This is a genomic window from Agromyces sp. NPDC057865 (genome assembly GCF_042796995.1).
Lineage (GTDB): Bacteria > Actinomycetota > Actinomycetes > Actinomycetales > Microbacteriaceae > Agromyces.
In genome coordinates, this window is the sequence record NZ_JBHVMJ010000004.1 from 1 (window position 1) to 13,599 (window position 13,599).

The following is a 13,599-nucleotide window of genomic DNA, read 5'->3' on the forward strand; positions in this document are numbered from 1 at the left end:
TCGAGGTCGGCGGCCGCTCGCGGGTCGCCCTCGGCCCGCAGGGCGAACCGGCCGTGGGGGCGCGGGGCGGGGGCGCCCCCCCCCCGCCCCCCGGGGGGTGCCCACCGCCCCGCCCTGGGGGGGCCCCCCCCGGGGGGGGGCGCCCGCCCGCCGGCGCCCCCCGCCCCCCTCGTCGTTGCGGACTACTCGGCCAGCACGGGCTCCGAGAGCTCGGCGCGCACGGCACGCGTCGCCTCGATGATGTGCTCGAGCGAGGCGACGGTCTCGTCGTAGCCGCGCGTCTTCAGGCCGCAGTCGGGGTTGACCCACAGCTTCGACGCCGGGATCTCGGCGACGGCCCGCTCGAGGAGCGCCTGCACCTCGGCGGCGCTCGGCACGCGCGGCGAATGGATGTCGTAGACGCCCGGCCCGATGCCGTGGTCGAAGCCGCTCGTCGACAGGTCGTCGACGACCTCCATGCGGCTGCGTGCGGCCTCGATCGAGGTGACGTCGGCGTCGAGGTTGCGGATCGCGTCGATCACCACGCCGAACTCCGAGTAGCAGAGGTGCGTGTGCACCTGCGTCGCCGACGCGGCACCGCCCGTGGCGAGCCGGAACGAGCCGACCGACCAGTCGAGGTACGCCGGCTGGTCGGCGAGCTTCAGCGGCAGGAGCTCGCGCAGCGCGGGCTCGTCGACCTGGATGACGCGGATGCCGGCCTGCTCGAGGTCGCCGATCTCGTCGCGCAGCGCGAGCGCCACCTGGCGCGCGGTGTCGCCGAGCGGCTGGTCGTCGCGCACGAACGACCACGCGAGGATCGTGACCGGGCCCGTGAGCATGCCCTTGACGGGCTTCTCGGTGAGCGACTGCGCCCAGGTCGACCACTCGACCGTCATCGGCGCGGGGCGCGAGACGTCGCCCCAGAGGATCGACGGGCGCGTGCAGCGCGAGCCGTACGACTGCACCCAGCCGTGCTGCGTCACCGCGAAGCCGTCGAGGAGCTCGGCGAAGTACTGCACCATGTCGTTGCGCTCGGGCTCGCCGTGCACGAGCACGTCGAGGCCGAGGTCCTCCTGCAGGCGGATGACGCGCTCGATCTCCTCGCGCATGAGCGCGCGGTACTCGGCATCCGACAGCTCGCCCTTCACCAGGCGCGCACGCGCGCGGCGGATCTCGGGCGTCTGCGGGAACGAGCCGATCGTCGTGGTCGGCAGCTCGGGCAGGTCGAGCGCCTCCTGCGCCGCGACCCGCTCGTCGTACGCCGCCCGCGTGAAGTCGCGGTCGGCGAGCGCGTCGAGGCGGTGGCGCACGGCGGGCACGCGCACGCCGGGCGCGCCGGCGCGGTCGGCCAGGGCGGCGGATGCCGCGTCGAGCTCGTCCGCGATCGCGTCGCGTCCCTCGGCGAGGCCGCGCGCGAGCGTCGCGACCTGCGCGACCTTCTGGTCGGCGAAGGCGAGCCAGCTGACCAGGCGCGGGTCGAGCAGCGTCTCGTCGTCGACGTCGTGCGGCACGTGCAGCAGCGACGTGGAGGTCGAGACGGCGACGTCGCCCGAGAACGAGCGCAGCGCGTCGGCGCGTTCGAACGCGTGCGCGAGGTCGCCGCGCCAGATGTTGTGCCCGTCGATGACGCCCGCGACGAGCGTCTTCGCGGCGTGCGACTCCTCGGTCGCCGGGTCGAGCTGCTCGGGCGCGGCACCGCGCACGAGGTCGAGCGAGATCGCCTCGACGGGGGCCGCGGCCAGCGCGGGCAGCGCGTCGCCGAGCGCGCCGTAGGGCGCGGCCACGAAGATCGCGGGACGGTCCTCGGCCGAGCCGAGGGCGTCGTAGGCACGGCCGATCGCGTCGAGCACCCGCTCGCGGGGTTCGTCGATGCTCTCGCTCACCAGTGCCGGCTCGTCGAGCTGCACCCAGCCGGCACCCGCCGCGGCGAGCTCCGCGAGGAGCTCGGCGTAGACGGGCACGAGGTCGTCGAGGCGGTCGAGCGGACGGAAGCCCTCGGGCGCGCCGTCGGCGGCCTTGGCGAGGAGGAGGAAGGTGACCGGGCCGACGATGACCGGGCGGGTCAGGAATCCGGCCGCCTTCGCCTCGGCGAACTCCGCGAGGATCCGGTCGGCGTGCAGCGCGAAGGCGGTGTCGGGGCCGATCTCGGGGACGAGGTAGTGGTAGTTCGAGTCGAACCACTTCGTCATCTCGAGCGGGGCGTCCTCGCCCTCGCCGCGGGCGATGGTGAAGTACCCGGCGAGGTCGACCCGGCCGGCCTCGTCCTGCAGGCGGCGGAAGCGCTCGGGCACGGCGCCGACGGCGATCGCGGCGTCGAGCACCTGGTCGTAGTACGAGAACGACTCGGGGATCGACGAGTCGTCGCGCCCGAGGCCGAGCGACGCGAGGCGCTCCCGGGTCGCGGCCCGGAGCTCGGCCGCGGCGGCCTCGAGCTCGGCGGCGTCGATCGCGCCGGCCCAGAAGGCCTCGACGGCCTTCTTGAGCTCGCGACGGCGGCCGATGCGCGGGTAGCCCAGGATCGTGCCGGTGGGGAAGGCGTGTGCGGTCATCGTTCTGTGGTGTTCCTCTCGTTGACGAGTCGGTCGTGGGGGCCGAGGCCGAGGCGGTCGACGACGTCGAGCACGGCTTCGTGGCGGTTGAAGGTGTAGAGGTGCAGGCCGGGGGCGTCGTCGCCGTCCAGCACCGCGGCGGCGAGCCGGGTCGCGTAGTCGATGCCGATCTCGGTCTGCGCGGCGGGGTCGGGCTCGATCTCGAGGTCGATCGCGAGCGACGCGGGCGGCTCGACGCCGGTGAGCTCGGTGAGCCGCGCGAGACGGGCGGGCGTCGTGACGGGCATGATGCCCGGCAGGATCGGGATGGTGACCCCGCCGGCGCGGGCGCGCTCGACGAACCCGAAGTAGTCGTCCGCGTGCCAGAAGAGTTGCGTGATCGCCAGGTTCGCCCCGGCGATCTCCTTCGCGAGCAGGGTGTCCACGTCCTGCGCGGGGCCTCGCGAGCGCGGATGCCCCGTGGGGAACGCCGCGACGGCGACGCGCTCGGGCCGCGGACGCTCGCGGATCTGCGTGACGCCGGGCAGCCCGGGGATGCCGACCTGCGCGAATGGCTCCCGTTCCTCCTGCACGCGGTGGATGAGCTGGACGAGCTCGGCGGCGCTGTCGAGGTCGCCGATCCCCGCGTCGGGATCGGCGCCCACGGGCGGGTCGCCCCGGAGCGCGAGGAAGCTCGTGATGCCGGCGTCGAGGAACTGCCGGACGAGGCGGTTCGCCTCGGCGTGCGAGGAGCCCACGCACGTGAGGTGCGCCATGGGCTCCACGTCGGTGTTCTCGAGCATGTAGCGGAGCACGGTGAGTGAGCGCTCGCGCGACGAGCCGCCGGCGCCGAAGGTCACCGAGATGAAGGCGGGATCAGCCTCGGCGAGGCGGTCGATCGTGCGCCCGAGCGCGAGCGCCGCGGCATCCGATCGCGGCGGGAACAGCTCGAACGAGACCGGCGGGCGGGGCCGACAGTCGGCGCCTCCGGCGTCCTGTCCGGTCTCTGCCATGGTGCTCCTGCGGGGCGGGGCCGCGTCGTCGGGGAAGGCACGGCAGGCCGCGTCCCCCGGCCGGACTCGGCGGGTGGGTGTCGCGGGCGGGTGCCGGGCTCGGCGGTCGCTCCTGGTGCCCGGCATCCGGCCGTGCACCGACGATCACCAGCGACGATACGCCTGCGTTCCGCGGAAATGAGCACTATGACGTGACGTGACGCCCCGAAACGGGACGATCGGCACACCCGGGGTCGGGTGCGCCGATCGTGTCGAGCGTTTCGCCCGCTCGTCAGGCGGGCACGGATGCCGCGTCGAACTCCGCGAGCTGTGCGGCCTGCTCGGGCGACGCGAGCGCACGGATGCGGGTGCCGTCCTCGACGTACTCGACCGAGAGGACGCGACCCGTCTCGTGCAGCGTGGAGACCACGTCGCCGCGGTCGTACGGCACGAGGAGGTCGACCTCCACGGCGGGGTCGGGCAGCATGCGCCCGATCGCCTCCAGCACGTCGGCGACGCCCTCGCCCGTGCGGGCCGAGGCGAACACGGCGTTCGGCTCGAGGCCGCGCAGCACGAGGCGGTCCTCGGGCGACACGAGGTCGGCCTTGTTGAAGACCACGAGCTCGGGCACGTCGCGCGCGCCCACCTCGCCGATGACGTCGCGCACGGTCGCGATCTGGCCGGCGGGATCGGGGTGCGCCGCGTCGACGACGTGCACGATCAGGTCGGCGTCGCCGACCTCCTCGAGCGTCGAGCGGAACGCCTCGACGAGCTGGTGCGGCAGGTTCCGCACGAACCCGACGGTGTCGGCGATCGTGTACACGCGGCCGTCGGCGGTGGTGTTGCGGCGCACGGTGGCGTCGAGGGTGGCGAACAGGGCGTTCTCGACGAGGACGCCCGCGCCCGTGATGCGGTTGAGCAGGCTCGACTTGCCCGCGTTCGTGTACCCGGCGATCGCGACCGACGGCACCGCGTTGCGGCGGCGGTTGGCCCGCTTCGCCTCGCGCGCGGGCTTCATGCCCGCGATCTGCCGGCGCAGCTTCGCCATGCGCGAGTGGATGCGACGGCGATCGAGCTCGATCTTCGTCTCACCCGGGCCACGGGAGCCCATGCCCGCACCTGCGCCGCCGACCTGGCCACCGGCTTGCCGGGACATCGACTCACCCCAGCCGCGCAGGCGCGGGAGGAGGTACTCGAGCTGCGCGAGCTCGACCTGGGCCTTGCCCTCGCGGCTCTTCGCGTGCTGGCTGAAGATGTCGAGGATCGTCGCGGTGCGGTCGATGACCTTCACCTTCACGACGTCCTCCAGCGCACGCCGCTGGCTCGGCGCGAGCTCGGTGTCGGCGATCACGGTGTCGGCGCCGAGCGCCGCCACGACGTGCCGGAGCTCCTCCGCCTTGCCGCTGCCGAGGTACGTGCTGGGGTCGGGGTGCGGACGACGCTGGAGCAGGCCGTCGAGCACGCGGGCGCCCGCGGTCTCGGCGAGGGCGGCCAGCTCGCGGAGCGAGTTCTCGGCGTCCTCCTGCGATCCCTGCGAGTAGACGCCGATGAGCACGACGTTCTCGAGTCGCAGCTGCCGGTACTCGACCTCGGTGACGTCCTCGAGCTCGGTGGAGAGCCCGCTGACGCGACGGAGCGCCGCGCGCTCCTCGCGGTCGTACTGCTCGCCGTCGGCGGTATCGGCGCCCGCGGCATCCGACCAGTCCCGCTGGATCGCCGTCGCCTCGGCGGCGCCGAATCGCGCCACGCCCGCGCGGGTCTCCGCGCTGCGCAGCACGCGCTCGACGGCGTCGTCGGCGGTGCTTCGCTCTGGTTCGTTCATCGAATCCACCCTACTTCTCTCGGTCCTGCTGTCGTGCGATAGCTTGCTTGCATGGGCTCCGACCACTACTTCTCCCCTGCCCCTCGGAGCGACTCCACCGTCCGCACCATCCGTGCGCGGCTGGCCGAGCGTGAGCTCGAGCTCGTGACGTCCGCCGGCGTCTTCAGCCCCGAGCACCTCGACCAGGGGACGCGGGTGCTGCTCGACACCGTGCCCGAGCCGCCCGCTGCGGGCCACCTGCTCGACCTCGGCGCCGGATGGGGGCCGATCGCAGTGAGTCTCGCGCTGCAGTCGCCGGATGCCACGGTCTGGGCGGTCGACGTCAACGAACGTGCGCTCGACCTCGTGCGGCGGAACTGTCAGCGGCTCTCCATATCGAATGTCAACGCCGTGGTGCCCGACGATGTTCCCGCCGAGGTGCGATTCGCGCAGATCGTGTCGAATCCGCCCATCCGCGTGGGCAAGGCCGAGCTGCACGCGATGCTCGGCCAGTGGCTGCCGCGCCTCGAGCCCGCCGCGGCGGCGTGGCTCGTGGTCGCGAAGCACCTCGGCGCCGAGTCGCTGCAGCGCTGGATCGGCACGGACCTCGGGTTCGACGTCGAGCGGGCGGCGAACTCGAAGGGGTTCCGCGTGCTCGAGGTGCGGCACGCGGCCGGCGACTGAGCCGCGGGTCAGCCGAGGCTGAGGACCCCGTCGAAGACGAGCTCGGCCGGCCCGGCGAGGGCCACGTGCTCGCCGTCGTGTGCTTGGAACATCCGCACGCCGAGCACCCCGCCCGGCACATGCACACGCCAGTCGTTCGGCGCACCCTCGCCCGCCCAGTGCCGAACGGCGAGGGCGGATGCCACGGCGCCCGTGCCGCACGAGAGCGTCTCGCCCGAGCCGCGCTCGTGCACGCGCATCCGGATGCGGCCGATGCCGTCCTCGACGAGCGGCTCCGCCGGAACGACGAACTCGATGTTCGCGCCCGCGTCGGGAACCGGGTCGATGAGCGGCTGGTAGTTCAGGTCGACCGTGTCGAGCTCGTCGTCGTCGGCGAGGGCCACGACGACGTGCGGGTTGCCGACGTCGATGCCGAGGCCGGGGCGTGCGACGGGCAGCTCCTTCGCCCGCACGAGCGGCTCGCCGCCGGCGAGGCGCCACGGGCCGAGGTCGGCCTGGAACCCGGTCGCCGTGCGGCTCACGGTGCGGACGCCCGCGCGCGTGCCGATCGCGATCGACCCGCCGGCCGGCAGCTCGGCGAGGCCCTGGTCGAGCAGGTAGCTCGTGAAGACCCGGATGCCGTTGCCGCACATCTCGGAGACGCTGCCGTCGGCGTTCCAGTAGTCCATGAACCAGACAGCATGGGGATCGGCGGCGAGTGCCGCGGCGCCGTCGTCGAGGTTGCTCGACCGCACGGCGCGGATGACGCCGTCGGCGCCGACGCCGAACCGTCGGTCGCAGATCGCGGCGATCTGCGTGGGCGTGAGCTCGGTGTCACCCTCGGGGTCGCTGAAGAGCACGAAGTCGTTGCCGGTGCCCTGCCCCTTGGTGAATCGCAGATCGAAGGACATTCGATCAGTCTAGGGCCGCCTGGCGGGCCAGCTCGGCGCCCCGCTCGACCGCGTCGTCGGCGTCGATCGTGGTGGCGTGGGCGTAGCGGCGGAACCAGCCGACCTGCCGTCGGGCGTACGTGCGGGTGAGCTGCTGCGTCTCGGCGACGGCGTCGTCGCGCGACATCCGCCCGTGCAGCTCGGCGAGCGCCTGGGCGTAGCCGATCGCCTTGCGGGCCGTGACACCCCGCTCGAGGCCCTGCGGCACGAGCGCCTCCACCTCGCCGACGAGCCCGTCGCGCCACATGCGCTCGACGCGGGCGTCGAGGCGCTCGACGAGACGCGCGCGGTCGCTGCGGAGGTGGACGATGCGGTGCTCGCGCCACGCGACCGGCTCGTCGGGCAGTCGTGCGGCCTTGGGCTCCCCCGTGAGCTCGATGACCTCGAGCGCGCGCACGATGCGCCGTCCGTTCTGCGCGTCGACACTCGCCGCGGTCTCGGGGTCGATGCCGCGCAGTCGCGCATGCAGCAGGCCGGGGCCCAGCTCGACGAGCTCGGCCTCGAGGCGCGCGCGGATCGCGGCATCCGTGCCCGGGAACCGGAAGTCGTGGATGACGGAGGACACGTAGAGACCCGACCCGCCGACGAGCAGGGCGACGCCGTCGCGCGCGACGATCTCGTCGATCACGGCGCGGGCGTCGGGTTGGTAGGCGGCGACGGATGCCTCCTGCGCGACGTCGAGCACGTCGAGCAGGTGGTGGGGCACCCCGCGGCGCGCCTTGGGCGGCAGCTTCGCCGTGCCGATGTCCATGCCGCGGTAGAGCTGCATCGCGTCGGCGTTCACGACCTCGGCGACCCGGCCGACGCGTCCGAACGCCTCGGCGAGGTCGAGCGCGAAGTCGGACTTGCCGGTGCCGGTGGCGCCGACGATCGCGATGAGGGTCACGTCAGCGCTGGGCGTCGGTGGGGTCGTAGATCGGCATGGTGCCGACGCCGGGCGCGACGAGCGGCTCGGTGCCGCGGGCGCGCAGCACGGGCAGCCCGAGCGAGACCCTGCCGGTGCCGGATGCCCCCGGGGCCGCCGGCACGCCGCAGCTCTCGGCCTCGGCGCGGTCCCACGCGTCGCCCGCGCGGGTGCGGCGGACGCGGAGCGGCGCGTCGTCGAGCGAGTCGGCGAGCAGGTGGAACGGCGCCGCCTGCGTGATCGTGACCGTGACGACGTCGCCCGGGCGCGGCAGCTCGGAGCCCGCCGGTACCTCGAAGTGCACGAGGCGGCTGTCTTCGGCGCGGCCGCTCAGGCGGTGCGTCTCAGCGTCCTTCTTGCCGTCGCCCGTGGAGACGAGCACCTCGACGGCCCGGCCGACGAGCCGCTGGTTCTCCTCCCACGAGATGCGTTCCTGGAGGGCGATGAGGCGCTCGTAGCGCTCGTGCACGACCTCCTTCGGCACCTGCTCGTCCATGGTCGCCGCGGGCGTGCCGGGGCGGATGGAGTACTGGAAGGTGAACGCGGACGCGAAGCGTGCCGCCTCGACGACGCGGAGGGTCTCCTGGAAGTCCTCCTCGGTCTCGCCGGGGAAGCCCACGATGATGTCGGTCGAGATGGCCGCGTTCGGGATCCTCGCGCGCACCCGGTCGAGGATGCCGAGGAACTTCTCGGAGCGGTAGGACCGGCGCATCGCCTTGAGGATGCGGTCGGAGCCCGACTGCAGCGGCATGTGCAGCTGCGGCATGACCGAGGGCGTCTCCGCCATCGCGTCGATGACGTCGTCGGTGAACGCGGCGGGATGCGGGCTCGTGAAGCGGATGCGCTCGAGGCCCTCGATCTGCCCGGCGGCGCGGAGCAGCTTGCCGAACGCCTGCCGGTCGCCGAACTCGACGCCGTAGGAGTTCACGTTCTGCCCGAGGAGGGTGACCTCGACGGCGCCGTCGTCGACGAGCGCCTGGATCTCGGCGAGGATCTCGCCGGGCCGGCGGTCCTTCTCCTTGCCGCGCAGCGCGGGCACGATGCAGAAGGTGCAGGTGTTGTTGCAGCCGACCGAGATCGACACCCAGCCGCTGTAGGTCGAGTCGCGCTTGGTCGGCAGCGTCGACGGGAAGACCTCGAGCGCGTCGAGGATCTCGAGCTGCGCCTCGTCGTTGTGGCGCGCCCGCTCGAGCAGGCTCGGGAGCGACCCCATGTTGTGGGTGCCGAACACGACGTCGACCCAGGGCGCCTTCTCGAGGATGACGTTCTTGTCCTTCTGGGCGAGGCAGCCGCCGACGGCGATCTGCATGCCGGCGTGGCGGCGCTTGACGCCGGCGAGGTGGCCGAGGTTGCCGTAGAGCTTGTTGTCGGCGTTCTCGCGGACGGCGCACGTGTTGATGACCACGACGTCGGGCTCCGCACCGTCGGCGGGGACGTACCCGGCGGCCTCGAGGGATCCGCTCAGGCGCTCGGAGTCGTGCACGTTCATCTGGCAGCCGAAGGTGCGGACCTCGTAGGTGCGCGGCGCCGCGGCCGGTTCGACGGCCTCGACGGTCGGGGCCTGGTGAAGGGTGCTCATGATCGCACCAGTCTACGAGCCCGCAGCGGACAGCGCCGCCGTCACCACCTCGCGCACCAGCTCGCCCGGATACCCGCGCCGCTGCAGGAACGCCGACAGCCGCCGCTCTGCCGTCTGCCGTTCGAGCCCGGCCAGCTGGCGCGCCCGCCTTTCGGCCAAGGCGTAGGCATTGCGCCGCTCCATGTCGGGATCGAGCTCGTCGACCGCGGCCCTGGCCGCCGCCGCGTCGACGCCGCGCCGAGTGAGCTCCTGCAGGATCGCGCCGCTCCCCCGCCCGCGACGCGTGCCGTTGACGTGGACGAGCTGCTCGGCGAGCCGGGCGTCGTCGAGGTAGCCGAGCCGCTCGTAGCGCTCGATCCACTCCTCGATCTCGACGTCGTCGAGCCCGTGCTCGGCGAGCACCGCCCGGACCTCGGCGACCGACAGCGCGGACCGGCGCAGTCGCGACACGACCAGGCGGTCGATGCGCTCGTCTCGTTCGGGCCCCGTCTCGGCGGGCTCGTCGTCGACGACGGTGAACCGGGCCCGGCGGGAGGCGACACGCCGATCATCGGATCGTGCCCGATCGCGGCGGTCGGATCGCCCGCGCTCACCGCGCTCGTGCCCGTCGGCGGGGCGCTTCCCGTCGACCTCGGCATCGACGTCGTCGGGCTCTTCGTCCTGCTCGGCGGAGTCGTTCAGTCCAGGGGTCCACGGCTCGGCCGGGACCTCGCCCGGCTTCGCCCACCGCTCGCCGGCGACCTCGCCGGGCTTCGCCCACGGCAGGTACGAGACCGGGGCGAGGTGCTCGGATGCGTCGCTCATCTGGTTCCCCTCCCCGGTCTCGGCTGCACACCGGGTGTGCGATGGTCGCTCAGGCGCCCTTGCGCCCGAGCTTGCTCTCGATGGACTCGACGTTGGACGGCGCGGCCTGCGCGCCGCCGGCCGGCTGGCCGATGCCGAGCTTCACGAGGATCTTCTTCTCGATGTCGGCGGCGATGTCGGGATTCTGCAGGAGGAAGTTGCGCGCGTTCTCCTTGCCCTGCCCGAGCTGGTCGCCGTCGTAGGTGTACCAGGCGCCCGACTTCTTCACGATGCCTTGGTCGACGCCGTAGTCGATGAGGCTGCCCTCGCGCGAGATGCCGACGCCGTAGAGGATGTCGAACTCGGCCTGCTTGAAGGGCGGCGCCATCTTGTTCTTGACGACTTTGACGCGAGTGCGGTTGCCCACGGCCTCGGTGCCGTCTTTCAGGGTCTCGATGCGGCGGATGTCGAGGCGCACCGAGGCGTAGAACTTCAGCGCCTTGCCGCCGGCCGTGGTCTCGGGGCTGCCGAAGAACACGCCGATCTTCTCGCGGAGCTGGTTGATGAAGATCATGGTGGTGTTCGTCTGGTTGAGCCCACCGGTGAGCTTGCGGAGCGCCTGCGACATGAGTCGCGCCTGGAGGCCCACGTGGGAGTCGCCCATCTCGCCCTCGATCTCGGCGCGCGGCACCAGCGCCGCCACCGAGTCGATGACGATGAGGTCGATCGAACCGGACCGCACGAGCATGTCGGCGATCTCGAGCGCCTGCTCACCCGTGTCGGGCTGGGAGACGAGGAGCGAGTCGATGTCGACGCCGAGCTTCTTCGCGTAGTCGGGGTCGAGCGCGTGCTCGGCGTCGACGAACGCCGCGATGCCGCCGGCGCGCTGGGCGTTGGCGATCGCGTGCAGCGTGAGCGTGGTCTTGCCCGAGGACTCGGGGCCGTAGATCTCGATGATGCGGCCTCGGGGAAGGCCCCCGACGCCGAGCGCCACGTCGAGCGCGATGGATCCGGTGGGGATGACCTCGACGGGAGCGCGCTCCTCGCTGCCGAGGCGCATGACCGAACCCTTGCCGAACTGGCGGTCGATCTGGGCGAGTGCGGTCTCGAGTGCTTTCTCGCGGTCTACAGGTGATGGCATGTGCTGGCTCCCTCGTGCTCGATGCGGCTGCCTCTAGGCTGTCGTTCCACGTTGCGGGCCGTGACCCGCGGCGTCTCGCGACAAGGCGTTTGCGGTGTGTTCCGACGCTTCGACCGTATGGCCGCCCACCGACATCCGGAGCTCCGAGGAGCCGGGTGTGGAGAGACGCGTCGTTCCTCCTGCTGTCGAGGACGAGCCTAGCCGAGCATCCGAACGGATGTTCGAAGCCGCGCCCGCGTGTCGAACACGTCTTCGGGCGCGTCCGAGCGACGGCGCGAAGGAGTCATGGCACCGTCTCGGCGCCCGTGATCAGCCCTCCGCGGGCTCGCGGAGGCCGACGCCGTGCCGGCGCGAGGGCGGGACATCCGTCGCCTCGCAGAGGGCGAGCCAGACGTCGCGGGCGGGCACGCCGGCGGCGAGCGCCTCGCGTGCGGTGCGGTCGCCGACGCCCGAGAGCACGACGTCGTTGACGACGACGTTGCCGTAGGCGGTGCCGAACTCGTCGTCGACGGCGTTCTGGAACTCGCTGAGCTTCATCGGACCCCTCCTCTGCGGGATCGGAGCATGGGGACACGGGGCTGCATGGCCCGGACACGCGATCGGCCGGTCCGAAGACCGGCCGATCGGGTTGGAACGTGCGTGATCAGCGGACCATCATGTCCGCATCGAACTCCGCCACGAGCTCGTCGGGGAGGCTGTCGGGCACCGTGGCCAGACCCTCGATGACCGCGATGCGGTCGCCGACCTCGTGCATGATGACGGAGATGGGGGTGTCGAGCGCGTCGGCGACCGACGCGAGGATCTCGGACGAGGCCTCCTTCTGGCCTCGCTCGACCTCGCTCAGGTAGCCGAGCGCGACGCTCGCCTTCGACGCGACCTGCCGGAGCGTGCGCCCCTTCTGCAGCCGGAAGTCCCTCAGCACGTCGCCGATCTCTTGTCGAACCAGAACCATCGGAACCTCCTTCTCTCTGCCCTGCGACTCCGCCGGAGCCGGAACGGGAGCGTCAGTTTACACTGACTCTCCGTACCCTCTAATCTAGCGTCGCACACTGTGGCTTCGGTGTGAACTCGACACATGTAACAGGGTGTTCACGTACGTTATTCCGCGACCGGTCCGCCCTCGCGGAGGCGCGCGAGGACCGCGTCGATCGCCGCGCGGACCGTCGCCGAGCGGATCTCCTGCCGGTCGCCGGTGAGCGCAAGCTCGACCGCCTCGACCTCGCCGAAGGCCGCGATGCCGACGAAGACCGTCCCCGGCTCGCGGCCGTCCTGGCCGTCGGGACCGGCCACGCCGGTCGTCGCGATGCCGATGTCGGCCGGGCGCCCGTCGACGGCCAGCGCCGCCGCGACGCCCGACGCCATCTGACGGGCGACCTCGGGATGCACCGCCCCCTCGCGCGCGAGAAGCGCCGCGTCGACGCCGAGCACCGACGCCTTCACGGCCGTGTCGTAGGCCACCACGCCGCCCGAGACGGCGAGCGAGGCACCGGGGATCCGCGTGAGCTCGGCCGTCACGAGTCCGCCGGTGAGCGACTCGGCCACGGCGATCCGGAGCCCGCGCCGGGTGAGCTCGGCGATGACGAGGGCGGTCGGGGCGGTCGGGTCGGTCGGGTCGGTCGGCTCGGCGGCGGGGTCGCCGGCCGCGGCATCCGTCGGCACCGGCGTCACCCCTGCGCGCGGTGCTCGCGCGCGAGGCGCACGGCGTCGCGCACGTAGAGCAGGCCCGACCAGACGGTGAGCACCAGGGCGATCGCCATGAGGACCGCGTTGACCCACGCCATCCACTCGCCGAGCAGCGCAGGCAGCGGCGCGAGGGCGAACGAGATCGCGATCGACTGGGCGAGGGTCTTCAGCTTGCCGCCCGAGGAGGCCGGGACCACGTTGCCGCGGCCGAGTTCGACGAAGCGCCAGATCGTGATGCCGACCTCGCGGATGACGATGAGCGCAGTGACCCACCACGGCACCTCGCCGAGGATCGAGAGGCACACGAGCGCGCCGCTCGTGAGGAGCTTGTCGGCGATGGGGTCGAGGATCTTGCCCAGGTCGGTGACCTGCCCGCGGCTGCGCGCGAGGTAGCCGTCGATGCCGTCGGTCGAGATGGCGATCACGAAGAGCGCGGTGGCGATCCACCGCAGCGTGCCGCCCTCGCCGTCGTCGGCCAGCAGCAGCCAGAAGAAGACGGGTGCGAGCAGGATCCGCACCACCGTGATGGCGTTGGGGAGGTTCCAGTTGGCCGAGCGCGCCGGGCTGCCGGCGGAGGAGGTCATATGGCCAAGGAT

Annotated in this window: 13 protein-coding genes; 1 reads left to right on the forward strand and 12 read right to left on the reverse strand. The window is 72.5% G+C overall.

Features of this window, described 5'->3' with window-relative positions; translation table 11 throughout:
* Positions 1-182: 182 nt before the first annotated feature.
* From metE to hflX, 3 genes are all read right to left on the reverse strand, one after another.
* The gene (gene metE / locus ACFVN5_RS17755) at positions 183-2,528 is read right to left on the reverse strand and encodes a 5-methyltetrahydropteroyltriglutamate--homocysteine S-methyltransferase (protein ID WP_376956849.1); all 2,346 of its coding nucleotides are present in this window, start codon (positions 2,526-2,528) and stop codon (positions 183-185) included.
* Entirely contained in the window at positions 2,525-3,520 is a 996-nt protein-coding gene (locus ACFVN5_RS17760; RefSeq protein ID WP_376956851.1) for a methylenetetrahydrofolate reductase, read from the reverse strand. The genes metE and ACFVN5_RS17760 overlap by 4 nt, the downstream gene beginning before the upstream one ends.
* 271 nt (positions 3,521-3,791) lie before the next feature.
* Positions 3,792-5,321, reverse strand: coding sequence for a GTPase HflX (gene hflX / locus ACFVN5_RS17765; protein WP_376956853.1), 1,530 nt, complete (start codon positions 5,319-5,321; stop codon positions 3,792-3,794).
* A gap of 51 nt (positions 5,322-5,372) precedes the next feature.
* On the opposite strand from hflX, the gene ACFVN5_RS17770 reads away from it, so the two are divergent.
* Positions 5,373-5,984, forward strand: coding sequence for a class I SAM-dependent methyltransferase (locus ACFVN5_RS17770; protein WP_376956855.1), 612 nt, complete (start codon positions 5,373-5,375; stop codon positions 5,982-5,984).
* 8 nt (positions 5,985-5,992) lie between these two features.
* Here ACFVN5_RS17770 and dapF read toward each other — a convergent pair whose 3' ends face one another.
* From dapF to pgsA, 9 genes are all read right to left on the reverse strand, one after another.
* Positions 5,993-6,874: a diaminopimelate epimerase gene (dapF, locus tag ACFVN5_RS17775; RefSeq protein ID WP_376956857.1), complete on the reverse strand. Its 882-nt coding sequence runs from the start codon at positions 6,872-6,874 to the stop codon at positions 5,993-5,995.
* A 4-nt stretch (positions 6,875-6,878) separates the two neighbouring features.
* Entirely contained in the window at positions 6,879-7,799 is a 921-nt protein-coding gene (gene miaA, locus ACFVN5_RS17780) for a tRNA (adenosine(37)-N6)-dimethylallyltransferase MiaA (protein WP_376956859.1), read from the reverse strand.
* 1 nt (position 7,800) lies between these two features.
* Positions 7,801-9,396 (reverse strand): tRNA (N6-isopentenyl adenosine(37)-C2)-methylthiotransferase MiaB, encoded by a 1,596-nt coding sequence (gene miaB, locus ACFVN5_RS17785; RefSeq protein ID WP_376956861.1) that lies wholly within the window; start codon positions 9,394-9,396, stop codon positions 7,801-7,803.
* Positions 9,397-9,408: 12 nt separating this feature from the next.
* A complete protein-coding gene (locus tag ACFVN5_RS17790; RefSeq protein ID WP_376956862.1) occupies positions 9,409-10,200 on the reverse strand; it encodes a regulatory protein RecX in 792 nt (263 codons plus the stop codon).
* Between the two features lie 49 nt (positions 10,201-10,249).
* Entirely contained in the window at positions 10,250-11,320 is a 1,071-nt protein-coding gene (gene recA, locus ACFVN5_RS17795; protein ID WP_376956864.1) for a recombinase RecA, read from the reverse strand.
* A gap of 309 nt (positions 11,321-11,629) precedes the next feature.
* Positions 11,630-11,857, reverse strand: coding sequence for a DUF3046 domain-containing protein (locus ACFVN5_RS17800; RefSeq protein ID WP_376956866.1), 228 nt, complete (start codon positions 11,855-11,857; stop codon positions 11,630-11,632).
* 106 nt (positions 11,858-11,963) lie between these two features.
* Positions 11,964-12,272 (reverse strand): helix-turn-helix domain-containing protein, encoded by a 309-nt coding sequence (locus tag ACFVN5_RS17805; RefSeq protein WP_376956868.1) that lies wholly within the window; start codon positions 12,270-12,272, stop codon positions 11,964-11,966.
* A 146-nt stretch (positions 12,273-12,418) separates the two neighbouring features.
* Positions 12,419-12,979 (reverse strand): CinA family protein, encoded by a 561-nt coding sequence (locus ACFVN5_RS17810; RefSeq protein WP_376957255.1) that lies wholly within the window; start codon positions 12,977-12,979, stop codon positions 12,419-12,421.
* A 5-nt stretch (positions 12,980-12,984) separates the two neighbouring features.
* Positions 12,985-13,587 carry a CDP-diacylglycerol--glycerol-3-phosphate 3-phosphatidyltransferase gene (pgsA, locus tag ACFVN5_RS17815; RefSeq protein WP_376956870.1) on the reverse strand — a complete coding sequence of 201 codons (603 nt, stop codon included), beginning with the start codon at positions 13,585-13,587 and terminating at the stop codon, positions 12,985-12,987.
* Positions 13,588-13,599 lie beyond the last annotated feature (12 nt).